Origin of the sequence: Anabaena sp. CCY 9910, assembly GCF_963920875.1 — a bacterium.
In the GTDB taxonomy this organism is placed as follows: Bacteria; Cyanobacteriota; Cyanobacteriia; order Cyanobacteriales; family Nostocaceae; genus Trichormus; species Trichormus variabilis.
On sequence record NZ_CAWUDJ010000001.1, the window covers coordinates 363079 to 387059 of the forward strand.

Consider the following 23981-nt stretch of genomic DNA (forward strand, 5'->3'; position numbering starts at 1 on the left):
GAATCAATCACACCATCATTCCCTCATCAAATATTCAGTATGATTTGTTCATAAATATCGTCTAAATCCGTATCTATCCCAGTGACAATAGACATATCTCGACTGATACTGGATTCATTAGATACCAGATTATAGGGTTCCAGGTTCGTCATCTGGGCAGCTATTTAGGGATAGATACTTCGCGGTAAACGAATGTCATCTATCCCTTTAATTATTGCGGATTTATTGAAAACTGCGATCGCCTAAATTCCCTCTTTACCTGCTAAACTTTGCAAAGCCAATAAACCAGCACCATAAGCAGGTTCATAGCGGGGGAAAATTACCTTCACTTGGGGAAATCTATTGACTATAGCTGCTGTAAATCTCTGCTGTATCTTACATCTACCCCGCCATACACTTCCCGTTGTCACTATTTCTAAAACTGAGTTAGGAATAAAAATTGCTTCGATTACTGTAGCTGTGGCTTTGACTAATTCTCCGACAGCATCATCAATTATATTATTGGCTACTTCATCACCAGAAGCGGCGGCTAAATCAACAATAGGTGCTAAAGCTGCTATTTGTTTCACTCCCCATCCCCGACGATAGATAACCTCGATTAGGTCTTCTATATTTTCTAAATCCAAATGCTGTTTAAAATCTGCTATGAGACTGGTATATTTTTCACGCCCATCATAAGATTTCAATGCTGCTTTTAAACCAGCCACAGCAATTTTGTAGGCGCTTCCTTCATCTCCTAAAATATATCCCCAACCGCCAACTCGCTTGGTTTTTCCTTGATGATTGCGACCAAAAACGATGGAACCAGTACCAACTGCGACGACAATTCCTACAGGATGACCAATTCCGCCGACTAAAGCAATCAAAGCATCGTTACAAATAACAATATTAAATGGTTGTAAATTCCAGGTAATAGGTAAAGTTTTACTATTAATTAATTGTTCTATTAGATGTTTAACTACCTTTATATCTTCTGGACGACCTACACCAGCCAATCCCAAACATATAGCGTTAATTTCGATTGTTTTGATTAATTTGACAGCCTCATGAATGGCGGATTGAATAGATGTAAATGCTGTTTCTATCCCTATACTTTGATAATTAGCTGCACCTGCTTGACCGCGACCAACCACTTGATGTATATCATCCATTAAAATACACACAGTTTTACTACCGCCGCCGTCTATTCCTAAAACATAGCTCATATTAACTAGTTTGGTGATTGGTTTCTGCTGGTAAAGGAATAAAAAATAGAGAAATCATTCCAGGGATAGTTAAAACACAAACTAGGACGAAAAATAATGGATAGCCAAGTAAATTTTGTAGATAACCGCTAACTATTCCTGGTAGCATCATTCCTAAGGCCATGATACCTGTAGATATGGCAAAATGGGATGTTTTATATTCTCCTTGAGAGATGTACATTAAATACACACTAAAAGCGGTGAACCCGAAACCATAGCCAAATTGCTCTAGGGAAACAAGGGGATATACTAATGTTAGCGGAGGTTGATTATAAGCCATGTAAACGTAGAATAGATCAGGTAGGTTCAAAGCTAAAGCCATTGGTAAGAGACATTTCTTCAGTCCATATTTAGCTATTGCTAGTCCTCCCAAAATACCGCCACAAATCAAAGAAATAACGCCAAATGTGCCATAAACTAAGCCAACATTCGATGTAGTTAAGCCTAAACCACCTAATTCTGGTTTATCTAATAAAAATAAGGAAGCAATTTTTAGCAGCATGGCTTCGCCAAATCTGTAAAGTAGGATAAAAGCTAAGATGGCGAGAATTTTGGGTTGCTGGAAATATGAGGTAATTATTTTTAAAAATGAGATTTTACTAGTGGCTTGTAGTTCTCTTGGGTTATCTGATTCTGGGAAGGGTAAAATTAGGCGATCGCTGACATAAATCATTGCTAAAATTACAGTAGCCGAGCCAATAGCCAAAGTCCAACTGAGAGGAATATCATTGAGGTAAGTTTCTAGTTGTCCGGCGAAAACTACTAAAAAGCCAGAGCCGAAAATAACAGCTAGTCTATAGAATAGTGAGCGAACGCCTACAAAGAAGGCTTGTTGTTCGGGATTTAACGCTAGTAGATAAAAGCCATCTGTCGCAATGTCATAGGTTGCAGAAATAAATGCACCTATAGTCAAAGCAGCTAGGGAGATGAAAAAGAAATTTGGTAATTGTAAACAAAATGCCACTACAGCTAAACAAGCGCACATAGCAAATTGAGTATAAAGTATCCATGTGCGTTTGGTTGAGTAAACATCGACAATCGGCCCCCAAAACATTTTAATTACCCAAGGTAGATAGAGAAAACTTGTCCAGAAGGCAATTTGTGTATTAGCTATTCCTAGCTTTTTGTAGAAAATTACAGAAACAGTGTTGATAATAACGTAAGGGACACCAGAAGCAAAATATAAAATAGGAATATAAGCCCACGGTGAGGTAAATCTGGCTTGATATTTCATTAAATTTTATTAAATCTATTAATTAACGATGCTCTTTGATAGACGATAATTACACAGTTTATGTGAGGCGATCGCTACCAGTATGATCGTAAGATAAACTAATATTTTGAGCGATGAATGTAGCAAATCTATAAATTTAGATACTCTACTTATCTCTTCTGGTAGAAGGAAAAATTATTGGTAATTAATAAATTACTGGTAAGTCTTTTACACAGTAGAATTATGAACATTATTGCCTGGATTATTCTTGGTCTCATTGCTGGAGCCATAGCCAAAGCTATTTACCCTGGTCGTCAAGGTGGTGGTATTTTGGGAACTATGATCTTAGGTATTATTGGCGCTTTAATCGGTGGTACAATTGTTACCCTGATAGATACGGGAACACTACAACTGACGGCAGCTAGCCTTAGTATTTCTGGGATAATCGTGGCAATTATTGGAGCTATAGTTGCTATCTTTCTGTGGAATTTAGTCACTGGAAGTTCCAGAAGCTATTAGTCAGATGATAGAAATTATGGTTAGAGCGAATTTATTCAAAACTAACCTTTTTTACATGAAAAATTTAAAACAAAAATACTCCACTCTTTTACAAGTAGTGGAGTAAAAAAATATTAATCTGGAAAATTTAAGCTGTAACTACAGTAATTAAAACGTGCATATCCTTTTAGAGACTTACAGAGAAAAAATACTCCAAATGTAGGGTGCGTCAGTATGAATAAGTTCTTGGTGTATTTAGGTTTTTTGACACTGACGCACCCTACTAAACTATCAATTTTGGATAATCTATTTTTTGGTGTTCCCTTAAAGTTTTTTAGTCAATGGCTTTCTTTAATTCGTCCTTAATATTTTCTGTAGTATGAATCACCTGAGATTCAGCTTGTTTAGCTTTACCCTCTGCCTTATCTGCTGGGTTTCCGGTAACTTCGCCAATTACCTCTTGTAATTTACCTTCGATATTTTTAGCAGTTGCTTCAATTCTTTTTTCAGTACTCATATTTTCCTTAAACTATTGAAAATACCAACATAAAATAGGCTACCAGTAAAAAGCTTTTTATTTGTCTATCATAGGAAAGATAATATTTGCTTTTTTCATATACTTGGGATAGATGATTAAATAGAAGATATCATGAGATATTCTACAACACTGAAAATATCAAAATTAAATAGGTAAATCTTAGGAGTGGCTAAAAGATATCAGAAAAATGGGTGGAAACGCGAGATAAATGATATTTTACGAGGTACTTGTGGAGGTTTTCTATTTGGTATACCTTTAATATATACGATGGAAGTCTGGTGGATTGGCTCGCTAGCAAAACCAAGATTAATTATGATAGCGATCGCCTTGATGTTTATCGTAGTTTTCCTCCTCAATTATACTGAAGGTTTTCGCAAACGCAAAAATAACTGGCGAGTGGATGAAGCTGTAATTGATACTGTAGAAGCAATGGCAATTGGGTTTGTTTGTGCTGCTTTTATGTTGTGGTTATTGCAAGAAATCACGCCAGAAACTTCATTAAAAGAATCATTGGGTAAAATTGTTTTTGAAGGTGTACCTTTTACTTTGGGTGTAGCATTAGCTAACCAGTTTCTTGGAGATAGCAACCAGAATAATTTACCATCCAGTGATCATCAAGAAAACGGACTCAGCAAGTATAAACAAAATGGTTTGTATGGAACTTTGGCTGATTTAGGTGCAACTCTCATCGGTGCAATTGTCATTGCTTTTAATATCGCGCCTACGGATGAAGTTCCCATGTTAGCAGCAGCTATTTCACCGCCGTGGCTATTCGCATTAATCGCTGCATCTTTAGTAATTTCTTATGCTATTGTCTTCCAAGCTGGTTTTTCCGACCAGAAAAAACGTAGACAGCAAAAGGGGATTTTTCAAAGTCCATTAAGTGAAACAACTATTTCTTATTTAGTATCGTTGTTAGCAAGTGCATTAATGTTATTGTTCTTCCAAAAAGTAACATTTGCAGACCCTTGGAGAATGTGGCTAGAACATACTTTGGTTTTAGGTTTACCTGCAACAATTGGTGGTGCTGCTGGTAGGTTAGCAATATGATGGAAGCAGAACAAAAATCAGCACGTTCTCTAGCTGAGTGGGTAACATTCGGTATTGCTTTGTTTATCCTCGGAATTATTATGAGCTTAGTAGCTTATCTTTGGCTACATGAGGAAAATAAACCCCCCGTTTTATCTGTTACGAAAAAACAAGTAATGCGGGAAGTTAACGGACAATTTTACGTTCCATTCGAGATAGTAAATACTGGTGGCGAAACTGCTGAATCAGTACAAATTATTGCTGAATTACAAATTGCTGGTGAGGTTGTGGAAACAGGAGAACAACAAATTGACTTTTTATCTGACGGTGAAAAGGAGGAGGGTACATTTATCTTTAGCCAAAACCCCCGTCAAGGAAAACTAATTGTGCGTGTTGCTAGCTATAAGTTGCCATAATTGAAAAGCAAAACAAAACCCTAACCATTTGTGGTTAGGGTTTCAGTTAAATATTACATACGCCTTATAATCTAGGCTTTATCAATCGGAGCGGCGGGATTCGAACCCACGACCTCCACTACCCCAAAGTGGCGCGCTACCAAGCTGCGCTACGCCCCGGTCAGAATTACTATATTATCGCAAACGCTTTGTGAAATCAAGGGGTAAGTTCAAAAAACTTTGAGCATTGCCGCAGCTTGCAACAGACTAGGCACAGCAGAGGCGTTCCACTTACCTTCTGCACAACGTCCTGTGTTGAGGATAAAGTGCAGACTGTATTCATGAGGATAACCCTCTACCTCCATCCATAATAAATCGCTTTCGGCTTCACAGGCAATCTTCTCTTCATCCATCAACTCGGCGGTGAGTTGCTTCATGGTGTTGGCTAACTTGGCTAAGAGGCGACAAAAATCATCTAACTCAGCTTCGGTTAACTCGATTGCCCAATCGTCAGTACCGACTAAACCTTTATATTCCCTTGCGTCGGGGTTCCAGCCAATACGCCAGCCAGCACCGCTTTTAATGAGACGTTCCATAACATTTTGATGAAGAGGTTATTTGAGGAGTTCAGCGCCTCCTGTTGGGGGTGGGGTTGGGGTGCGGGGAGTGCTGGGGCGTGGGGTTGGTTGAGTGGGGGTATTGGGATTAAATATATTGGTTAATACTTGTACTAAGGCATTGCGTTGAGTGCGACTGAGGCGAGAAATAATCGCGCGATCGCCTTTTAAGGGATTCTGCCGCAATGTATCATTACCAGGATAGGTATTTTCGTACATAATTTCATTCGCATCCAAGTAATCGGCTAGAGTTAATTTCCAATCTAGGCGATAATTGGGCGCGCGTTCTTTGACATATATGTGATACCTAATCAGGCGAGATGCTAAGGTGTTATTTTCTGCAACTCTTCCTGATTCTTTACTAATGTATTGGTTTTCTTTGGGAAAATCAGGCAATTGCTGATAAACTAACTGCCAAACGTCGCCGGGACTAATTCTTTGTTGGGCTACCGCAGGTTGGATACTGGTTAAATTACCTGCACTAAAAACAAGAACACCCGCCACCACCAAGGTACTTATCAACGCTGAGTTAAACTTCACAACTACAAACTGGAGGGTTGACTAAAGCACAAGCTTGTTTTTGATATCGCCAGACATCCTGAGAAGAAAGTGCAAAGCGATTGCTTATCAACTCAGCACGGACTGAACGCCCCGCTATCGCTAATAGCACTCTCAACTCAGCAATATACTAGGACTTACGCATGAAAACGAAATATCAAGGGTTTGGAGAAGGGTATAGGAGTATGAATCAATTCAAAATACCCTACGGGAAGCTAAAGCTACAAAATTCAAAATTCAAAATAAATGTTTTACACCCTTACGCCCTTACACCCGGTCTCAACAGAAAATATGTGTGCGTAAGTCCTATATATTTTAAATTTCACCAATGATTTCTGGTTGTGTCAATTCATCAGACATTTCAATAATTGCCCTGAGTACTGGCTTCATCATGGAATCTTCAGCACTCTCAAATTCTTCATAACGCCGACGTTTAGCGCGATTTGCCACCTGAACCGTAATGCGGTAGCGATTGGAAGCTGCACTAATTAAATCCTCAGCACGGTGCATAATCTGAGATTGAGTTGTCTCGAATTTAGAACGCTTGAGCATAGTAATGGGTTCTTAGGGACTAACCTAGTTTAGCAGTAGTTATCATGACTAGGGACTCTTCAGGGGCAGGGAGGGGTAAGAACTGGTGAGTAATGACCTTTCTTGCGATAGAGGTTGATTGCTTTTGTCTGTTTATAAGTTGGTTGTAATTGTGAAGTCAATAAATTAACCAAATATTATGGCTGACATTGTGGAAACTGCTGTCAAAACCGGAAAATTCAATAAGTTTGTGCAGGCGGCCGAAGCTGCACAAATCTTAGATACTCTCAATAGTCCTGGGATTTTTACTTTGTTTGCACCTACTGATGAGGCTTTTGCAAAGTTACCACAGGGAACTTTAGAAGCATTGCTTAAAGATATACCCAAGCTAAAAAAGATTGTCACATATCACGTAGCTTTTGGTGATGTCCGGTCGGATGACTTGGTGCAAATTGCAGAAGCGGAAACCGTGGAAGGATCTGTTTTAGCAATTGAGTCTATCGACGGTAAATTTAAGGTGAATGGTGCTAATGTCCTGCAAACAGATATCCTGGCTGATAATGGTGTGATTCATGTTATCGACGCTGTTTTAATGCCAGCGATGGTAGCGGGGAAATAGTTCCTCATAGCCTGCGGAAAGGATTTCTTCTGGGAACGGGGCTGGGTATTACCAAATAAGGCAAAAGTAAAAAGTTAAAAGGCAAAAGAAAGAAAAAGAACATCTCTAAACTCATAGGGATTATCTTTTCTTCTCCCCCAGTCCCCAGTCCCCCATCCCCAGTCCCCAATCCCCAGTCCCCAGTCCCCAGTACCCAATCCCCAGTACCCAATCCCCAGTCCCCAGTCCCCAGTCCCCAATCCCCAGTCCCTAATCCCCTAAACCCAAAATGCAGCCACTACGTGGCGGGAGATTTAAGGATAGTTGTTTTGTTTCTTCTGTATTGTGCCAGCTCAATTCTGCTTCGCCATACAGGATTTTATCTGGCTGAGTCTGCAAACTAGCAACATCTACATTAGCCTGGGCTGGTGCTGTACCTACATTCACAGCAATAATCAATTCTTCCTTACCTAAAGTACGGGCAAATACATACAATGCACCTTGCGCCCAAATAACTTGATATTCACCTGTGCGTAAGGCTGGGTAAGCGTGGCGTAAAGCTATTAATTGACGGTGAGTCTGGTAAATTTCTCTATCCCAGTTGGCTTCTAAGGGAAAACCCCGGCGAGAATCAGGGTCTATACCTCCTGGTAAACCCACTTCATCGCCGTAGTAGATACTCGGCGCACCAGGAAAGGTAAGTAGTAATAGGGTAGCTAATTCTATACTGGCTTGATCACCGCCAGCAATGGTCATTAGTCTAGCTGTATCGTGACTGGCTAATAAGTTGAGTTGGGTAAGTTGAATTTCCCAAGGATAAAGTTGCAGTAATTCCTGAATTTTGGTGGCGTATTCGGCGGCGAATAGGGGCGGATACGGTTGATAGTCGCGGCTTTGGACTTGTTCTAAGACTACGCGATCGCCTGCGGTAAAGGCAATGGTCGGCCCGGCAAATAAGTAATTCATCACGCCGTCGAATTGCGTCCCATCTAGCCACTCACGGGAGTCTCCCCATACTTCCCCCACAATATAAGCTTCAGGGTTAATGGCTTTAACGCGATCGCGGAATTCTTGCCAAAAGCCAGGAGTTTTAATTTCAAATGGTACATCCAATCGCCAACCGTCGATGCCGAATTTAATCCAATATTCGGCAATTTCCATAATATATTCCCGTACGTCTGGGTTATCGTGATTAAATACGGGCAAGGCACGATTATCAGCCCAACCTACGTAATTTGCTGGTAACTCACCTGTATATGGTGCAAGAGGCCAGCCTTCAATTTTGAACCAATTTACCCAAGGAGAATGGGGGCCATTTTCCAAAACGTCATGGAAAAAGAAAAATCCTCGACTGGAATGATTAAATACGCCATCGAGGACAACTTTAATATTGCGTTCGTGGGCTGCGTCTAGTAATTCCTTAAAAGCGGCATTCCCACCCAACATCGGGTCTACTTGATAATAGTCGTGGGTATGATAGCGGTGATTGCTGGCAGACTGAAAGATGGGCGTAAAGTAGATGGCATCGATGCCCAAATCTTGAATATAGTCCAACTGCTCCATAATGCCCCATAAATCACCGCCTTTGTATCCTTGCAGTGTGGGCATTGCGTCCCAGTCTTCCCAACGCACATCACGCAACAGCCGCTTCCGGGACTGTTTACTTATAGCAAAACGGTCTGGAAAGATTTGGTAGAATACAGCGTTTTTCACCCAGTCTGGTGTTTGAATTTGCATGAGTTCCCTTTTATGCCTTCAGGTGCGATCGTTACAAATAATTACCTATTTGTGATTCTTACTTATGATAGAAAATTTACATTTACCTATCAGTCATCAGTAGTTAATTTATATCAAGTTTGGGTAATTGGTAATTGGTAATTGGTAGTTGTTGACTGGTTGTTATACCAATTCTCTATGAAGTTGCATCAAATAAATGATGTAGAGACTTTGCATACAACGTTTCTACAGTCCAGAATAAAGCACATCTTCATTAAGAAACGGTATTACCTATTGAAGTTTTCAAAAAATATAAATATTTGTAGGGTGGGCATTGCCCACCAAAGAGCTTATATTATCAGCCATACTTCTTGTGCTTCCAAAGTTAAGCATGAATACTATAGGGCTACCATTTAATTTGTGAATCATACGTAGTAGGCTAGGCAATGCCCACCAAAAAACCCGATATGGTGGGCATTGCCTACCCTACAGATACTTACTTTTATTCAATAATCAAATCGGATTCCTATATATAAATATTTCCAATTTATTTCCTACTCTTTAAATTGATTTAATGATATTGCTAAAGGTAATAACCTAATTAGGAACTTATGAATTCAAAAATTAGTAATGAGTAAAACTTACTAAATTTTTACCGATTACCAATTAATTACTACCAATTATCCAATCCAGAGTCACATCAATACCAGCGCTAATTAATTTAAATACTCCTGTAAAATTGGTGTCAAAATGCGACATGAAAAACTTGCGCCTGCATTGTTATTAGCCTATCAAGACCTTCAAAATCAAGGACAGACAGCTTTAATAAAGCATAGGTATTTTCTGGGTATAATTGCCCCTAAAACAGTTATCAAACCAACCAAAAGTATTATCTTTATCTACTGTGATGCTGACGCTGACTTAAGCCATTTGTCACAATATGGGGTCGAAGTAAATCAAAATTCCGGTAGCGTTCGCACAGCTTTCTTACCCTTAGAAAATCTCGCCGCCATATCAGAAGAAGCCGCCATCCACAGAATTAAACCTTCACGTCAACTCAAGCTGCGGATGGATGTTGCACCCCAAGCCGTGCAATTGCCAGATTTTCATGGCAAAACAGGATTGACTGGTAAAGGTGTCATCATCGGTATTATCGACACAGGTATCGATGCCAAACACCATGCCTTTACTGGCCGGATCTTGCGGATTTGGGATCAAACTCTACCAGGCCCAGGAGTAAATGAGGGGGGCTACGGTGCAGAATTTACAGAAACACAACTTACCATTTCTCAAGATACGACAGGTCATGGTACTCATGTTGCTGGCATTGCGGCTGGTGCGGATGCTACCTATCGCGGCGTAGCACCAGAGGCCGAGTTAGTCATTGTCAAATCTGATTTACAAGATGCCCATATTGCTGATGGTATCCGTTATATTTTTCGGGTAGCTGGTGAGTTGGGAAGACCAGCCGTAGTCAATATCAGTTTAGGTAATCATAGTGATGCCCATGATGGCACTGATTCTCTATCACAAATTATTGATGCGGAATCAGGTTCAGGCAGAATTGTCTGCTGTGCTGCGGGTAATGAAGGTAACTACAATATTCACGGTCAAGCAAACATTCCCAGTGGACGCAACCGAGGAATGCGCTTTCATGTCCCCTTAAATCAAATCGGTGTAGTCTGGTTAAATGCTTGGTATGCCAGTAGTGGCCAATTGGAAGTATCGCTACAGAGTCCCAATGGTTTTGTTAGTCCTTGGCAAAAAATCATCACTGACGGCAATCCTAGCCACAGTTATAATTTACCTGATTCTCAGGTAGAAATTGTTACCCCAGGCCCAGACCCAGCCAATGGTGATTACAATATTTTTGTGCAGATTCGTGGTCAAGGTAAATCACCAGTACAAGGCGGTGTGTGGCAACTGCGATCGCGCAACACTTCCCCATCTGATACTAAACTGGATGTGTGGACACTGGATGATACATCATCAGTGTTTTTTACAGGTAAAAGCGTCAAGGATGCCTTAAAAATTGGTTCTCCCGGCTGCGCTAAAAGTGCGGTAACGGTTGCTGCTTACACCACCAAAGCCAAGTTTCAAGATATAGATGGTCAGATTCAAGAAATGGGGCTGGATTTAAACACTATTGCGGATTTTAGTAGTGAAGGCCCCTTACGGAACAATACCCAAAAACCAGATGTAGCTGCACCAGGGGCAATGATTGTATCTGCACTTTCTGGTTATGCTCATAGCGATGATCGCTCAATGACCATTAATCCTCAGTTTATCGCCATGTCTGGTACAAGTATGGCTGCACCGTTCATCACCGGCTTAATCGCCTTACTTCTGCAACGCAACCCTAACCTAGACCCGGAGGCAATTAAAGACTTACTACGTCAAAGTAGTTCTATCCCTGGTAAACCTCCTGGTACATTTGACCCCAAATGGGGTTTTGGGCTGATTAATGCTGCAAAATTAATCGGCTGAGATTGAGGGTTTTTAGCCAAAAAGTCATGATTATGGATTACCAAAAGTTAGATGCAGCCCTGACTATGGCGCTAAATGAATCGCCAGAAGGCAGTTTAGAGATATTTATCCATACACACACTCACTTAGATGCTGGGGCAACTGCTGTGTTAAAGAGTCTGGGAATTAATTGTGTCAAAGCTAACCAGGAAATATTTACAGCCACAGTATCACCTGATCAGATTTCTCAGTTATCCGCCCAACCTTGGGTGAAATTCTTGAGGCAATCAGCTACACTGGACGTTATGCGATCGCCAAAATTAAGTTTACTCAGTAGTCACCACAACAGATTTTCCACCAAATTAAGGCGAGATTAAGAAATAGTGTAACTATTAACATATCTAATATTTTTAATTACCAGTGCAAATTAATACAGTGGAAATTGTTTTGTGATCAATGGCTACACGATACGTCACCAGTAAGGTTTTTTAAAATTCATTCAAGATAATCTTTGATCCCCCCTTACCAGCTGCCACAGACAGTCCTAAACTGTAGGTGGGAGTTGAAAGGCAGTTGGGAGAAATCTTGTGAAAAAAGTCTTAGCAATTATTCTTGGTGGTGGTGCGGGTACTCGCCTTTACCCACTAACCAAACTCCGCGCTAAACCGGCAGTACCAGTGGCAGGGAAATACCGCCTAATAGATATCCCTGTCAGTAACTGCATTAATTCGGAAATTTTTAAAATCTACGTATTAACACAATTTAACTCAGCTTCTCTCAATCGCCACATTGCCCGTACCTACAACTTTAGTGGTTTTAGCGAGGGTTTTGTGGAAGTGCTGGCCGCCCAGCAGACACCGGAGAACCCTAACTGGTTCCAAGGTACAGCCGATGCTGTACGTCAGTATCTCTGGATGTTACAAGAGTGGGACGTAGATGAATTTTTGATCCTGTCAGGAGATCACCTGTACCGGATGGATTACCGCCTATTTATCCAGCGCCATCGAGAAACCAATGCGGATATCACACTTTCCGTAATTCCCATTGACGATCGCCGCGCCTCGGATTTTGGTTTAATGAAAATCGATAACGCTGGACGAGTCATCGATTTTAGCGAAAAACCCAAAGGCGAAGCCTTAACCAAAATGCGTGTTGATACCACCGTTTTAGGCTTGACACCAGAACAGGCAGCATCACAGCCTTACATCGCCTCGATGGGGATTTACGTATTTAAAAAAGATGTTTTGATCAAACTGTTGAAGGAATCTTTAGAACGTACTGATTTTGGCAAAGAAATTATTCCTGATGCCTCGAAAGATCACAACGTTCAAGCTTACTTATTCGATGACTACTGGGAAGATATTGGGACAATCGAAGCTTTTTATAATGCTAATTTAGCATTGACTCAGCAGCCCATGCCGCCCTTTAGCTTCTACGATGAAGAAGCACCAATTTATACCCGCGCACGTTACTTACCACCCACAAAACTATTAGATTGCCACGTTACAGAATCCATCATTGGCGAAGGCTGTATTCTGAAAAACTGTCGCATTCAACACTCAGTATTGGGAGTGCGATCGCGTATTGAAACCGGCTGCGTCATTGAAGAATCTTTACTCATGGGTGCCGACTTCTACCAAGCTTCAGTGGAACGCCAGTGCAGCATTGACAAAGGAGACATCCCCGTAGGCATCGGCCCAGATACCATTATTCGCCGTGCCATCATCGATAAAAATGCCCGCATCGGTCACGATGTCAAAATTATCAATAAAGACAACGTGCAGGAAGCAGACCGCGAAAGTCAAGGATTTTACATCCGCAGTGGCATTGTCGTTGTTCTCAAAAATGCTGTCATTACCGATGGCACAATAATTTAGTCAGCAGTCAACCCTTCGGGTACTCTTCGAGAACTCCTTTCCTACGGAACGCTCCGCGAACGGAGAACGGCAGTTCGCAATCGACGCAAAGCGCCAAGACTGCGACTGCCTCACAGTCAGTAGTCAACAACTTTGACTACTGACTACTGACTACTGACCCTAGACTAATGACAAAACTCATATTACTGATTGGTCTTCCTGGTAGCGGTAAGTCAACCTTGGCAAAACAATTAGTAGCACAATGCCCCCAGATGCAGCTGATTTCCACAGATGCCATCAGGGGGCAACTGTTTGGCTCAGAAGCAATTCAAGGGTCATGGCTGCTAATTTGGCGGGAGATAGAACGGCAATTGCAGCAAACTGTGATTACAGGTAAAATCGCCCTTTTCGACGCTACCAACGCCCAACGCCGCCATCGTCGTGAACTTATTGCCCTAGCCCGTGAATTAGGCTTTACCGAAATTACAGGAGTTTGGATCAAAACACCCGTCTGGTTATGTCTAGCACGTAACAAAAAACGCCCACGCCAAGTCCCCGAAGATGTCATCCTAAGAATGCACCGCCAACTCCGCGATGCACCCCCCACCCTACAAGAAGGACTAGAAAACCTAATTGTCCATGAAAATATCTCTTCCCCCATTCACAACTCCCTACTCCCCATTTCCTTCATCGATAAGTACGGAAATTGCCCTGACCCAGTGAGCGGGAACCACACTTGATTTTCTTTATTATTTGTTAATTTAAAATCAGAATATTTATGCCTTACGTATGAAAACGAAAGATCAAGGGTTTGGGCAAGGGTATAGGGGTATTAGGGGTATAAATGTTTGAAACCCTTACACCCCTACACCCTTACACCCGGTCTCAACAGAAAATCTGGGTAGGTAAATCCTATATTTATGCGTTGGCATTAGACCTAGCAAATTCTCATTTCAAATCTTAGAAAAAAACTTAAAGAAATTTCTACAGGAGGCTGGTAGATGGCTGCAACAGACTTCAAAGACTATTACGCGATTTTGGGAGTTAGTAAAACTGCCACTCCAGAGGAAATTAAACAAGCTTTTCGCAAATTAGCCCGCAAATATCACCCTGATGTTAATCCAGGGAATAAACAGGCGGAAGCAAGCTTCAAAGAAGTTAACGAAGCCTACGAAGTTTTGTCAGATGCCGAAAAACGCCAAAAATACGATCAATTTGGACAATATTGGCGACAAGTAGGCGAAGGTTTCCCTGGGGGTGGCGCTGGTGTCGATATGGGTGGAGTGGACTTCAGCCAATACGGCAATTTTGATGAATTTATTAATGAGTTGTTAGGGCGCTTTGGTGGTGCTGCACCTCGTGGTGGGCGACAAGGCTACTCTTATCGCACTTCTGGTGGTAGACCAGGGGGTGGTTTTGGCGGCTTTAATGACTTTGGATTTCAAGATGTAGGCGCAGCCGGTGGTGGTCAAGATGCGGAAGCTACCATCAGCCTCACCTTTGCTGAAGCTTTTGCTGGAGTTCAAAAGCGCTTTAATTTAGGTAACGAAACTATTGATGTGCGAATTCCGGCTGGCACTAAACCCGGTACTCGCTTACGGGTAAGAGGTAAGGGTCAATTTAACCCTATGACACAACAAAGAGGCGATTTATATTTAAAAGTAGAATTTCAGCCCCATTCATTCTTCCAAATTGAAGGGGATAACTTAGCCTGTGAAATTCCCATTACCCCCGATGAAGCTGCGCTGGGAGCTTCCATTGATGTACCTACACCCGATGGTTCTGTGAACGTTAAACTACCTGCTGGTGTACGTTCTGGTCAATCTCTCCGTTTACGGGGCAAAGGCTGGCCTATAGCCAAAGGCGGACGGGGTGATCAGTTTGTCAAAGTGGCTATTGTTCCACCAAAAGATATGAGCCAACAAGAGCGAGAATATTATGAAAAAATCCGGGCTATCCGCAGTTACAATCCCCGGAGTCATTTACAACAAGTGAAGTTGTAATATTCCGTTTTGCTACTTATTTATATCTAGGATTCGTACTTGATTTTTGAAACGTAGGGTGGGCATTGCCACCGGCTCATGGTTTTAGTGGGCAATGCCCGCCCTATAGATGTTGAAAATTTCTCTGGAATCAAATCGAATTTCTATGGTTGATTTGGTTGGTAATGGGTAATATTAATACCGATTCGATTAATGATTGTAATACATCATTGGTTGAAGAAGAAGACGCGATGAATCGCGTCTCTACAAGCATTCTTTTTTTCAAATTGGTATAATTTTTTTTCCTATTACCAATTTTAATCAAATTTCCCTAACAATTTCTCAACACTGGCATTGTGATCGAAAAACGAAAATAAATGCTTGTAACGCAATCTACCATCTTTATCTAAGACAAATTGGGCTGGTAAAGGCGCTCCCAAGGCTTGCCCTACTTGATAGGTACGAAATACCCGACAACTTGGGTCGCTAAGTAAAGGCATTTTTAAGCCTAAGTCTTTAACTACTATTTGACTTTGCTTTTGATCAGTACTCGTAACTAATAAAACTTCTATCCCCCGATTGGTAAATTGTTCATAGTTTTCATTTAAGGCTTTGATATGAGGAAAGCAAAAGGGACAGTATTGCTTTTCTGTAAAAATTCTCGTAAATGCCAATAATACAGGTTTGTTACCCCGGTAATTTGATAATTTAACTAACGTTCCATTGGTAATATCTGGTAATTGAAAATCTGGTGTTCCTACATCTAGCCTTAATTCGTTGCTAGCAGGAATAGGCAAGAAATTACGAAAGAAACGTTCATTCAATAAGCCTCTAAAATCTGTTGAAGTTAACATAAACATTTGAAAATTATCTAGTAGTAATATGATGGAAAATACAATTATAAAACCACAGATAAACACTGGAGTTAACACTGATTTTATATCTGTGTCTATCTACGTTCATCTGTGGTGCGGATGATTATCTTATTTGACTCTTGCAAGCAGGATAGAAGTTGGAAGGTTTCTAAATAAAGTAATCGATCGCAGAGGGGCAGGATAAATATATGAAAGAAACAGCTATGAACCAATGAGGCTATTTTCTTTCCTTGTGCCTGCTACCCTCTCTTCAAAAAATGCGCGATCGCCAACTGCTTTTTTAAACAGCCGCGAAGTAAACTTTGGACTTCACAGGGTCGGGAGTCATGGTCTTTTCGCCAGGTTGCCAACCAGCAGGGCAAACTTCATCTGGGTGAGACTGGACGTACTGGATTGCTTGTAATGTCCGTAGGGTTTCGTCAACGCTACGACCAAAAGCTAGGTTGTTAATGGTAGCGTGCTGAATTACACCATCTTTGTCGATGATGAACAAACCACGTAAAGCAATACCTGCTGCTGGGTCTAGTACGTTGTAAGCGTCGCTCACCTCTTTCTTAATATCGGAAACTAGGGGATAATTTAGGTCGCCAACACCACCAGACTTACGATCAGTTTGAATCCAAGCTAGGTGGGAGAACTCGCTATCAACGGACACACCGAGAATTTCGGTGTTAAGTTTTTTGAATTCTTCGTAGCGATCGCTAAATGCTGTGATTTCCGTGGGGCAAACAAAGGTAAAGTCTAGGGGATAAAAGAACAAGACAACATACTTACCACGATAGTCGGAAAGCTTGATTGTCTTGAATTCCTGATCAACTACAGCTGTTGCTGTAAAGTCGGGAGCCTGTTGACCAACGCGGAGGCTTTCTTGTGTTCCGTAGGTGATGGACATTAACTTAATTCTCCTTCAACTTATATCGGTTTACTAGGTGTTGGAGTTTGGGTTAGGAATAAACTTACCCATCCACGCTTTCACCCTATCGGGTATTCTCCGAGAAGCCTTACGGGTACGCAGTCCTTTAGGGCTGTCTCACAGTTTGATTACGATCTGTTACGACTATATCATAGTCATAACGATTTTGAGTAGCAAATGGATGATTTAGATACAAGAGAATGGTTGCTGACCAATGGCTTAGGAAGTTTTGCCAGTGGTACTGTTTCGGATATCCGTACACGCACCTACCACGGTTGGCTATTTGCATCGACAAATCCGCCTTCTGGACGCACCCTACTACTGTCGCACCTAGAAGCTAGCTTAGAAGTCTCAGGAAAAGTCGTAGCATTGGGGACGAATATTTGGGGTACAGGTGAGATTGCACCCACTGGTTACAAGCTACTGCGTTCTTTTGATGTTAACCCAGTACCTAAGTGGATTTGGGGTGAAGGAGAATGGCAATTAAGTAGGCAACTTGTGATGCCTTACGGTGTAGTGGAAAGTGGAGAAGAATGTGAACTCCAAGATCAGGAATCTCAATTTTGCCATCGGTTATTAATTCACTATCGTTACGAAGGTAGAGAAACTGCCGTATTAAGACTGCGATTGCTAATTGCCGATCGCGACTTTCACCATCAACAAACCAATAGCCTAGATTTACAATTTTCCCAAGTCCTGGGTAACAAGCAAATCTACTTGCAAGCCATGAATTCTGGTCGTTTCGGCACACCTTGGCAGTTGCGGTGGTCGCAAGGAGAGTATCAAGCCAATGCAGTTTGGTATTGGCGTTATGGCTTACCAGAAGAAACACAACGGGGATTAGGCGATCGCGAAGACCTCCACAGCCCTGGTTATTTGACAGTGACTCTCCAACCAGGAGACACAGTCACTCTAGAAGCACGGATGGGTTTTCCGGCTGAACTCACAGATTCCTTAACCAGCGACACCTTTGCCGAAGCCGTGGAAGCAGAGCAAGAAAGACTGTCTCAGGTTTTTGGTTGGGAATGGGGGGAAGATAGGAGCGATGGGGAAGAATCTTTCCATATTTCCTCCTCATCCCCACTTTGGCAGCAACTACTCAAAGCCGGGGATCAATTTATTGTCTATCGAGATTCCATTGCTGGCCCTACGGTAATTGCTGGTTATCACTGGTTTAATGATTGGGGACGTGATACGTTAATTGCCTTACCTGGTTTAGCTTTAGTACCCAAGCGTTTTGAATTAGCAAAAGGTCTGTTGCAAACCTTTGGGCGTTATTGCCGCCACGGTTTGATACCTAACGCTTTTCCTGATATTGACAGCGAACCATATTACAACAGTATTGATGCAGCCCTATGGTGGATTGAAACTTTAGGACTGTACCTGGAAGCTACCCAAGATTGGCAATTTTTGGCGGAACAGTTCCCCACTGTCCAGCAAATTTACAAAGCATATTTTGGTGGTACTCGCTACAATATCCAACTCGATGCGACTGATGGTCTAATTGGCTGGGATGCTCCAAATGTTGCTCTTACCTGGATGGATGCGGTAGTTGGGGGAGAGCCGATGACTCCTCGTCCAGGTAAAGCAGTGGAAATTAACGCTCTGTGGTATTCTGCTTTATGTTGGCTGAGTCAATGGGCTGAACGACTGAGTCAGATGGATTTGGGTGATTCTGTTCGTCTGGAAAAACAGGGGCGGCGTTATGCTCAACAAGCCCAACAGGTGAAAGCTTCTTTGCAAAAATTTTGGAATCCACAGCTTGGTTATTTGTACGACACCATCGATTTAGACGATCGCCGGAACGCCCAAATTCGTCCCAACGCGATTTTAGCTTTGTCTCTACACCACTGCGGATTTTCCCAAAAACAGGGACAACAAATATTAGATTTGGCAACTTATCGCCTGTTAACCCCCTATGGTCTTCGTAGCCTCGATCCGGCAGATCCAGAATATATTGGCAGATATGAAGGCAATCCCGAAAAACGCGATCGCGCTTACCATCAAGGTACTGTTTGGACTTGGCTAATTGGGCCTTTTATCCGCGCTTGGCAGCGTTTTTACCCAGAACAACCATTGCCTTTTGATTGGCAACCTCTATTAGATCACTTTTCAAGTGATGCTTGTCTGGGTTCTATTTCCGAAATTTTTGATGGTGACCCTCCTCATAGAGCAAGAGGAGCCGTAGCACAGGCTTGGTCAGTCGCAGAAGTGATTCGCCATTTGCGGACGACATGATTTGTGTTTGGTTTGTGGAGATTGGTAATATTTAATAGGTCATTGGTAATAGCCAAAACTATTATCTTTGACACTCCCGAAGGCGATCGCCTCTTTTGGCCTTACAAAGCTTTAGATGTTTATCCCGTATTTAATGGCTAGGAAGAAAAACTCTTGCATAGCTTAATTTTGAATATGGCTCAGGTCGGATTTGAACCAACGACCCCAGGCTTATGAGTCCCGTGCTCTAACCAACTGAGCTACTGAGCCTTGTTTTTCACACATTTCTTAATATAGCTGACAAATTTATTTTTGTCTAGCACTCTGAGAAATGAATTTTCTCTGGTTGCTTGATATAAGCCTCTAACTAGCGCGGTGGCGCACTAGCAAAATATAGGAGAAACACTTTTTCTCTTGCCCTATACCCTTACACCCCTGTTTTTCTTGAGAGTAAGCATAGTTTCTCTATTTCCACAATTGGGAGAAGATTTCCCCCTTGCTTCAGCCAGACGGTCAACCAAATCTAAAAACTGGCGTAGGCCAGGAGTTGAAATAGTTGACGTAGCAAGGGGTAGCATTATCAGCTTTGAGGTGAAGGTTGATTATTGCGTCTTTGCTGCCAACGCTGACGGGCATTAGCTTTCAGCTCTTGTAATTTAGTTCGCTGTTCTGGGGTTAAAACTGCTTCCATTTGTTGTTGCGAAGTTTGGCGAATTGACCGGATTCTAGTTTTCTGGTCTTCAGTCAAATTTAATTCAGCAAAATTCTTCTTACCACCGCGCTGGCCGGCTTGTGGGCGTTGACCTTGTTGACGCTGCGCCTGACGTGCTTGGCGTGCGGCTTCCATTTTGGCTTTCTGTTCTGGGGTAAAAACTGCCTCAATTTGGGCGCGGCTATTACGGCCAATTTCTTGTATTCTGGCTTTCTGTTCGTTGCTTAATCCCAAACTTTCCCAAGGGCCTTTCTTTCCAGCCTGTGCGATTAATAACACAGAAGAAGAATTTGTTTGTGCTTGAACAGCGAAGGGGGTTGCAGTTAAGGTGAGCGCTAGCGCTCCAACTAATAGGGATAAGGGTTTGAGTTGCATTAGGTTCCTTGATGTGTTTTCCTGTGGGAATGTAACCATCTTAGAAACCCAAATCAACTATCCACATGAGGAGAAAGTCATGAATACACCCATGACTTTTGTCATGCGGCAACCCTGATTCAAGTGACTGGTGGTTTGGTGGAAATTCAAGTAAACATAGAGAACTAGTCAGAATCCAGAAGTCATACCAATTCAAAATTAGTCTTGAAAAGTTGAGCCACTGCGCCCTTACGGGTTCCCCGGCTTGTAGCAATTGGTGTTCTTACGGTGGGGAAACCCCTCTAGGTTCACCAGTTGCCTACAGTACTTTCCGCAAAATTCAAAAGTGAAGATAATTAGTGGTGGCTTGAAACTTAGAATTAATTAATTCAAAATTATTTCTATTCTTCCTAACATAATTTTGTTGGCGCAGCTTTTTTGTAGGGTATTTTGTATTTCAAATTCAAAAAATATCAATATATTTTGTATTATAAACTATGGGTCAATATATTAAAGTTCATAATCACCCTTTCCGCTTTTTACTATATCTAGAATGGATATTGTTGGCAATATCTATTATCACATCGATATTGCCCTATCCCTCACCTAGATTTTCCAGTAGGTTTCCCGAAATTACGATTATTAGTCTCACAATTTTTGGATTGATGGGACTAAGATTACCTACTAGTAATAACCTAGATAAAATAGTTTATACTGCCTGTGAAATCATTTTAATTTTCATTACTGGATTATTTGAAGGGAGAGCAGCGCGGATGTTTCCCTTTCTCTACATCATTTTAGTGACTCGTAGTTGTTTAATCTTTAAGTTACCTGGACGGTTATCTGTCACTTTTATTTCATTTAGTTTGTTTTTATTCACACTAATAAATCGATTACCTCGTCCTCCACTCCCACTACAAGCCCAAGAGCGTTTTCGCTTTTTCACGCTGAGTTTGACACTTGTATTTGGCTTAAGCTTAATTTTCGTGTTGCTGTTAATGAATAGCTTATTATCGGAACGTCAGAGTCGAGAAGAACTAGCCGTTGCGAATGAAAAACTACGTCAATATGCTCTACGTATTGAAAACCAGGCAACTCTAGAAGAACGCAACCGCATTGCACGAGAAATTCACGACTCTTTAGGTCATTCGCTCACAGCATTGAATTTACAATTGGAAACTGCGTTAAAACTTGCACAGTCTAATCCCAATAAAGCACAAACTTTTTTAGTTAGGGCAAAAGAGCTTGGTTCCAAAGCTTTACAAGATGTGAGAAATTCTGTTTCTACCATGCGCTCTCATCCATTGCAGGACAAAACTTTAGAACAAGCAATAGATATCATAGCAGAAGACTTTCAACAGAATACCGGGATTATATTCACTAGTAGTTTTAATGTTAATTATAAATTATCAACAGAAGTTAGTACAGCCATATATAGAATTATTCAAGAATCGTTAACCAATATTTCTAAGCACGCCAGAGCCACAGAAGTTATTTTAGAAATTTCCCTCAATCGAGGTAGCTTATCTTTGATAATTCGGGATAATGGTAGAGGATTTGATATCCAAAAAAATACTACAGGTTTTGGATTACAAAGTATGCGCGATCGCACTTTGGCTTTAGGAGGAAAATTTGCCATCAATAGCGATGTTGGTTATGGTTGTCAAATTACAGTTGATATTCCTGCAAGCAGATTAATATGATTAAAGTTTTATTAGTAGATGATCAGAATCTGATCCGTCAAGGATTAAGAGCATTATTAGAGCTAGAATCTGATATAGAAATTGTGGGAGAGGCAGAAAATGGAAAAATCGCTATTGATTTGATTCCCCAATTCCATCCAGATGTAGTATTGATGGATATGCGAATGCCAATTATGGATGGAGTAGCTGCTACACAAGAAATTCAACGAAATTTCCCTAGTGTTAAAGTTCTAGTCCTCACAACTTTTGATGATGATGAATATGTCAAAGCGGCTTTACAAAATGGTGCAATGGGTTATTTACTCAAAGATACACCCTCAGAAGAATTAGCTGTGGCAATTCGTGCAGTCGAGAAAGGTTACACTCAACTAGGCCCAGGAATAGTCAAGAAACTCTTAGTGCAGTTTCAGTCTACACCAAACCACACGCCACCTGCGCCGACTAATTTAGCTGATCTTACGCCCAGAGAAAAAGAAGTTTTACGCTTAATTGCCGCAGGTGCGAATAACAAAGAAATTGCCCAACAACTCTATATTTCCGAGGGGACAGTTAAAAATCATGTGACGAATATTTTAAATCGTTTGAGTTTGCGCGATCGCACTCAAGCCGCTATCATTGCCAATACCTATTTAAATCATCTCAATGAACCTGAATAAAAGTGATTATCTGATTTCACACAAACAAATTCAAACATTCCTGTCGAAGAATACCCTTAGTAACTTTGATGTTCCTAAAAGATTTGGCAATTAGTTCTTCACAAGATATTTGGATTTGTGCTTGATTTGCTAAAATTAAATCTTGAATTGAAGCACCATATATAATCTCTGCAATACCAGTCCAAACGCAGGCTGCGGCACACATGGGGCAAGGTTCACCAGTGGTATATATGCTATAACCTTCTAAGGAAAAGTTTTGCAATTGCGCGGTTAAACGGCGAATCACATTAATTTCTGCATGAGCAGAAGGATCATTGTCTCTAGCAACAGTGTTGTGTGCGAATGCCACAACTTGGTCATCTTTGACAATTATCGCACCGTATGGCGCATCTCCTTTTTTTGCTTCAGCGATCGCTAGACGCATAAAATATTCTGGATTCATAATTATCTTGATATTTCAGTCAGATAGACGGTAAAAATACCATATTTAAGCAGATATCGTGAAGTATGTTACTGAGTAGACAACAAACTGAATTTTACTTAACAGACCTAGAAACACCATTAGGTAAAGCGATTAATTTGACAATTGCTGCCTTGGTTCTATTATCATCAGGCATTTTTGTTGCTCAAACCTACGCTATACCCGACTCTATTAGGTTGCAGTTGGATCAAATAGATACAGTTATATTGACAATTTTTGCAGTAGAGTATGTCCTCCGCCTTTGGAGTGCGGAAAATAAACTAAAGTATATATTTAGCTTTTATGCCATTATTGATTTAATCGCAATTTTGCCATTTTTACTAGGCTTAGTAAATATTAGTTTTATTCGGATATTACGCTGGTTTAGAATTTTAAGATTAATTAGATTCATTGACAGTAAATTTTTATTTGGCAGTATTAGTTCCGAAGACGGGATAATTTTTATTCGCATACTGTTTACTTTGTTTACCATAATTTTTGTTTATTCTGGCTTAATTTATCAAGTAGAACATCCCGTAAATGCCCAAGTTTATAGTACTTTTTTAGATGCCTTTTATTTCTCAGTAGTCACAATGACTACTGTAGGCTTTGGAGATTTAACTCCCATCTCAGAACTAGGTAGATTATTAACTGTATTGATGATTTTGACAGGTGTAGCCATCATTCCTTGGCAAGTAGGAGATTTAATTAGGCGCGTAGTCAAAACAGCCAATCAGGTAGAAACTGTATGTTTGAATTGTGGTCTAAAATTTCACGATCAGGATGCAGAGTTTTGTAAGCGTTGCGGAACTAAATTACCCAGCCAAAAAATGGATTAACTCTAACCTAT

Annotated in this window: 26 protein-coding genes and 2 tRNA genes; 13 read left to right on the plus strand and 15 right to left on the minus strand. The window is 41.1% G+C overall.

The genetic code is table 11. The annotated features are described in order from the left end of the window. Positions 1–26 precede the first annotated feature (26 nt). The 3 genes from ACM5QX_RS01575 to ACM5QX_RS01585 form a co-directional block, all read right to left on the minus strand. A complete protein-coding gene (locus tag ACM5QX_RS01575; protein WP_414752085.1) occupies positions 27–152 on the minus strand; it encodes a hypothetical protein in 126 nt (41 codons plus the stop codon). Positions 153–242: 90 nt separating this feature from the next. After that, positions 243–1205, minus strand: coding sequence for an N-acetylglucosamine kinase (locus tag ACM5QX_RS01580; protein ID WP_414752086.1), 963 nt, complete (start codon positions 1203–1205; stop codon positions 243–245). A gap of 1 nt (position 1206) precedes the next feature. Beyond that, entirely contained in the window at positions 1207–2478 is a 1272-nt protein-coding gene (locus ACM5QX_RS01585) for an MFS transporter (RefSeq protein ID WP_414752087.1), read from the minus strand. A 222-nt stretch (positions 2479–2700) separates the two neighbouring features. On the opposite strand from ACM5QX_RS01585, the gene ACM5QX_RS01590 reads away from it, so the two are divergent. Continuing rightward, on the plus strand, positions 2701–2976 hold the full coding sequence (locus tag ACM5QX_RS01590; RefSeq protein WP_414752088.1) for a GlsB/YeaQ/YmgE family stress response membrane protein: 276 nt from the start codon (positions 2701–2703) through the stop codon (positions 2974–2976). Between the two features lie 313 nt (positions 2977–3289). Here the strand turns inward: ACM5QX_RS01590 and ACM5QX_RS01595 are convergent, their stop codons facing one another. Continuing rightward, positions 3290–3472 (minus strand): CsbD family protein, encoded by a 183-nt coding sequence (locus ACM5QX_RS01595; protein ID WP_011318804.1) that lies wholly within the window; start codon positions 3470–3472, stop codon positions 3290–3292. A gap of 186 nt (positions 3473–3658) precedes the next feature. Between ACM5QX_RS01595 and ACM5QX_RS01600 the strand changes: the two genes are divergently transcribed. Continuing rightward, complete coding sequence (locus ACM5QX_RS01600; protein WP_414752089.1) at positions 3659–4543, plus strand: TIGR02587 family membrane protein; 885 nt, start codon at positions 3659–3661, stop codon at positions 4541–4543. Next, entirely contained in the window at positions 4540–4938 is a 399-nt protein-coding gene (locus ACM5QX_RS01605) for a TIGR02588 family protein (RefSeq protein ID WP_414752090.1), read from the plus strand. Before ACM5QX_RS01600 ends, ACM5QX_RS01605 begins: the two co-directional genes overlap by 4 nt. Positions 4939–5023: 85 nt before the next feature. On the opposite strand, the gene ACM5QX_RS01610 is transcribed toward ACM5QX_RS01605, so the two are convergent. The 5 genes from ACM5QX_RS01610 to ACM5QX_RS01630 all read right to left on the minus strand — a co-directional run bounded on the left by ACM5QX_RS01610 (position 5024) and on the right by ACM5QX_RS01630 (position 6644). After that, a tRNA-Pro gene (locus tag ACM5QX_RS01610) sits at positions 5024–5097 on the minus strand. 50 nt (positions 5098–5147) lie between these two features. Beyond that, on the minus strand, positions 5148–5513 hold the full coding sequence (locus ACM5QX_RS01615) for a DUF1818 family protein (RefSeq protein ID WP_414752091.1): 366 nt from the start codon (positions 5511–5513) through the stop codon (positions 5148–5150). Between the two features lie 18 nt (positions 5514–5531). After that, positions 5532–6074 carry a hypothetical protein gene (locus ACM5QX_RS01620; protein ID WP_414752092.1) on the minus strand — a complete coding sequence of 181 codons (543 nt, stop codon included), beginning with the start codon at positions 6072–6074 and terminating at the stop codon, positions 5532–5534. Then, entirely contained in the window at positions 6064–6204 is a 141-nt protein-coding gene (locus ACM5QX_RS01625) for a hypothetical protein (protein ID WP_414752093.1), read from the minus strand. The genes ACM5QX_RS01620 and ACM5QX_RS01625 overlap by 11 nt, the downstream gene beginning before the upstream one ends. A gap of 203 nt (positions 6205–6407) precedes the next feature. Further along, positions 6408–6644, minus strand: a complete 237-nt coding sequence (locus tag ACM5QX_RS01630) for a DNA-directed RNA polymerase subunit omega (protein ID WP_011318809.1) — start codon at positions 6642–6644, stop codon at positions 6408–6410. Between the two features lie 178 nt (positions 6645–6822). On the opposite strand from ACM5QX_RS01630, the gene ACM5QX_RS01635 reads away from it, so the two are divergent. Beyond that, positions 6823–7242 (plus strand): fasciclin domain-containing protein, encoded by a 420-nt coding sequence (locus ACM5QX_RS01635; protein ID WP_011318810.1) that lies wholly within the window; start codon positions 6823–6825, stop codon positions 7240–7242. Between the two features lie 249 nt (positions 7243–7491). Here the strand turns inward: ACM5QX_RS01635 and ACM5QX_RS01640 are convergent, their stop codons facing one another. Next, a complete protein-coding gene (locus ACM5QX_RS01640) occupies positions 7492–8958 on the minus strand; it encodes a glycoside hydrolase family 13 protein (protein WP_414752094.1) in 1467 nt (488 codons plus the stop codon). Positions 8959–9687: 729 nt separating this feature from the next. Here ACM5QX_RS01640 and ACM5QX_RS01645 point away from each other — a divergent pair. From ACM5QX_RS01645 to ACM5QX_RS01665, 5 genes are all read left to right on the plus strand, one after another. After that, on the plus strand, positions 9688–11424 hold the full coding sequence (locus tag ACM5QX_RS01645) for a S8 family peptidase (protein WP_414752095.1): 1737 nt from the start codon (positions 9688–9690) through the stop codon (positions 11422–11424). Between the two features lie 26 nt (positions 11425–11450). Continuing rightward, positions 11451–11780: a hypothetical protein gene (locus tag ACM5QX_RS01650; protein ID WP_011318813.1), complete on the plus strand. Its 330-nt coding sequence runs from the start codon at positions 11451–11453 to the stop codon at positions 11778–11780. Positions 11781–11990: 210 nt separating this feature from the next. Beyond that, positions 11991–13280, plus strand: coding sequence for a glucose-1-phosphate adenylyltransferase (locus ACM5QX_RS01655; protein ID WP_414752096.1), 1290 nt, complete (start codon positions 11991–11993; stop codon positions 13278–13280). Positions 13281–13447: 167 nt separating this feature from the next. Next, positions 13448–13999 (plus strand): AAA family ATPase, encoded by a 552-nt coding sequence (locus tag ACM5QX_RS01660; RefSeq protein WP_414752097.1) that lies wholly within the window; start codon positions 13448–13450, stop codon positions 13997–13999. A 261-nt stretch (positions 14000–14260) separates the two neighbouring features. Then, the gene (locus tag ACM5QX_RS01665) at positions 14261–15262 is read left to right on the plus strand and encodes a DnaJ C-terminal domain-containing protein (RefSeq protein WP_414752098.1); all 1002 of its coding nucleotides are present in this window, start codon (positions 14261–14263) and stop codon (positions 15260–15262) included. Positions 15263–15558: 296 nt separating this feature from the next. Here ACM5QX_RS01665 and ACM5QX_RS01670 read toward each other — a convergent pair whose 3' ends face one another. Next, positions 15559–16095, minus strand: coding sequence for a peroxiredoxin family protein (locus tag ACM5QX_RS01670; RefSeq protein ID WP_414752099.1), 537 nt, complete (start codon positions 16093–16095; stop codon positions 15559–15561). A 301-nt stretch (positions 16096–16396) separates the two neighbouring features. Next, a complete protein-coding gene (locus ACM5QX_RS01675) occupies positions 16397–17008 on the minus strand; it encodes a peroxiredoxin (protein WP_414752100.1) in 612 nt (203 codons plus the stop codon). Between the two features lie 198 nt (positions 17009–17206). On the opposite strand from ACM5QX_RS01675, the gene ACM5QX_RS01680 reads away from it, so the two are divergent. Then, on the plus strand, positions 17207–19267 hold the full coding sequence (locus ACM5QX_RS01680; RefSeq protein WP_414752101.1) for an amylo-alpha-1,6-glucosidase: 2061 nt from the start codon (positions 17207–17209) through the stop codon (positions 19265–19267). A 175-nt stretch (positions 19268–19442) separates the two neighbouring features. Here the strand turns inward: ACM5QX_RS01680 and ACM5QX_RS01685 are convergent. Together ACM5QX_RS01685 and ACM5QX_RS01690 are read right to left on the minus strand one after the other, a co-directional pair. Continuing rightward, positions 19443–19516 (minus strand) — tRNA-Met (locus ACM5QX_RS01685). 310 nt (positions 19517–19826) lie between these two features. Beyond that, positions 19827–20333: a pilus assembly protein gene (locus ACM5QX_RS01690; protein ID WP_041456187.1), complete on the minus strand. Its 507-nt coding sequence runs from the start codon at positions 20331–20333 to the stop codon at positions 19827–19829. A 476-nt stretch (positions 20334–20809) separates the two neighbouring features. Here ACM5QX_RS01690 and ACM5QX_RS01695 point away from each other — a divergent pair, with 476 nt between their 5' ends. Next, complete coding sequence (locus tag ACM5QX_RS01695; RefSeq protein WP_414752102.1) at positions 20810–22015, plus strand: sensor histidine kinase; 1206 nt, start codon at positions 20810–20812, stop codon at positions 22013–22015. Next, positions 22012–22671, plus strand: coding sequence for a response regulator (locus tag ACM5QX_RS01700; RefSeq protein WP_414752103.1), 660 nt, complete (start codon positions 22012–22014; stop codon positions 22669–22671). The genes ACM5QX_RS01695 and ACM5QX_RS01700 overlap by 4 nt, the downstream gene beginning before the upstream one ends. Positions 22672–22687: 16 nt before the next feature. Here the strand turns inward: ACM5QX_RS01700 and ACM5QX_RS01705 are convergent, their stop codons facing one another. Further along, positions 22688–23113, minus strand: a complete 426-nt coding sequence (locus tag ACM5QX_RS01705) for a nucleoside deaminase (protein ID WP_414752104.1) — start codon at positions 23111–23113, stop codon at positions 22688–22690. A gap of 65 nt (positions 23114–23178) precedes the next feature. Here ACM5QX_RS01705 and ACM5QX_RS01710 point away from each other — a divergent pair, with 65 nt between their 5' ends. Next, on the plus strand, positions 23179–23970 hold the full coding sequence (locus tag ACM5QX_RS01710; protein WP_414752105.1) for an ion transporter: 792 nt from the start codon (positions 23179–23181) through the stop codon (positions 23968–23970). The last annotated feature ends 11 nt before the right edge of the window (positions 23971–23981 follow it).

What these genes read in the sequence shown, in the direction of transcription:
- ACM5QX_RS01680 (WP_414752101.1), top strand. Translation starts at nt 17,207, where the DNA reads ATGGATGATTTAGATACAAGAGAATGGTTGCTGACCAATGGCTTAGGA.
- ACM5QX_RS01700 (WP_414752103.1), top strand. Translation starts at nt 22,012, where the DNA reads ATGATTAAAGTTTTATTAGTAGATGATCAGAATCTGATCCGTCAAGGA.
- ACM5QX_RS01645 (WP_414752095.1), top strand. Translation starts at nt 9,688, where the DNA reads ATGCGACATGAAAAACTTGCGCCTGCATTGTTATTAGCCTATCAAGAC.
- ACM5QX_RS01695 (WP_414752102.1), top strand. Translation starts at nt 20,810, where the DNA reads ATGGGTCAATATATTAAAGTTCATAATCACCCTTTCCGCTTTTTACTA.
- ACM5QX_RS01590 (WP_414752088.1), top strand. Translation starts at nt 2,701, where the DNA reads ATGAACATTATTGCCTGGATTATTCTTGGTCTCATTGCTGGAGCCATA.
- ACM5QX_RS01660 (WP_414752097.1), top strand. Translation starts at nt 13,448, where the DNA reads ATGACAAAACTCATATTACTGATTGGTCTTCCTGGTAGCGGTAAGTCA.
- ACM5QX_RS01595 (WP_011318804.1), bottom strand. Translation starts at nt 3,472, where the DNA reads ATGAGTACTGAAAAAAGAATTGAAGCAACTGCTAAAAATATCGAAGGT.
- ACM5QX_RS01615 (WP_414752091.1), bottom strand. Translation starts at nt 5,513, where the DNA reads ATGGAACGTCTCATTAAAAGCGGTGCTGGCTGGCGTATTGGCTGGAAC.
- ACM5QX_RS01690 (WP_041456187.1), bottom strand. Translation starts at nt 20,333, where the DNA reads ATGCAACTCAAACCCTTATCCCTATTAGTTGGAGCGCTAGCGCTCACC.
- ACM5QX_RS01580 (WP_414752086.1), bottom strand. Translation starts at nt 1,205, where the DNA reads ATGAGCTATGTTTTAGGAATAGACGGCGGCGGTAGTAAAACTGTGTGT.
- ACM5QX_RS01670 (WP_414752099.1), bottom strand. Translation starts at nt 16,095, where the DNA reads ATGTTAACTTCAACAGATTTTAGAGGCTTATTGAATGAACGTTTCTTT.
- ACM5QX_RS01630 (WP_011318809.1), bottom strand. Translation starts at nt 6,644, where the DNA reads ATGCTCAAGCGTTCTAAATTCGAGACAACTCAATCTCAGATTATGCAC.
- ACM5QX_RS01640 (WP_414752094.1), bottom strand. Translation starts at nt 8,958, where the DNA reads ATGCAAATTCAAACACCAGACTGGGTGAAAAACGCTGTATTCTACCAA.
- ACM5QX_RS01665 (WP_414752098.1), top strand. Translation starts at nt 14,261, where the DNA reads ATGGCTGCAACAGACTTCAAAGACTATTACGCGATTTTGGGAGTTAGT.
- ACM5QX_RS01710 (WP_414752105.1), top strand. Translation starts at nt 23,179, where the DNA reads ATGTTACTGAGTAGACAACAAACTGAATTTTACTTAACAGACCTAGAA.
- ACM5QX_RS01585 (WP_414752087.1), bottom strand. Translation starts at nt 2,478, where the DNA reads ATGAAATATCAAGCCAGATTTACCTCACCGTGGGCTTATATTCCTATT.
- ACM5QX_RS01605 (WP_414752090.1), top strand. Translation starts at nt 4,540, where the DNA reads ATGATGGAAGCAGAACAAAAATCAGCACGTTCTCTAGCTGAGTGGGTA.
- ACM5QX_RS01705 (WP_414752104.1), bottom strand. Translation starts at nt 23,113, where the DNA reads ATGAATCCAGAATATTTTATGCGTCTAGCGATCGCTGAAGCAAAAAAA.
- ACM5QX_RS01575 (WP_414752085.1), bottom strand. Translation starts at nt 152, where the DNA reads ATGACGAACCTGGAACCCTATAATCTGGTATCTAATGAATCCAGTATC.
- ACM5QX_RS01675 (WP_414752100.1), bottom strand. Translation starts at nt 17,008, where the DNA reads ATGTCCATCACCTACGGAACACAAGAAAGCCTCCGCGTTGGTCAACAG.
- ACM5QX_RS01650 (WP_011318813.1), top strand. Translation starts at nt 11,451, where the DNA reads ATGATTATGGATTACCAAAAGTTAGATGCAGCCCTGACTATGGCGCTA.
- ACM5QX_RS01635 (WP_011318810.1), top strand. Translation starts at nt 6,823, where the DNA reads ATGGCTGACATTGTGGAAACTGCTGTCAAAACCGGAAAATTCAATAAG.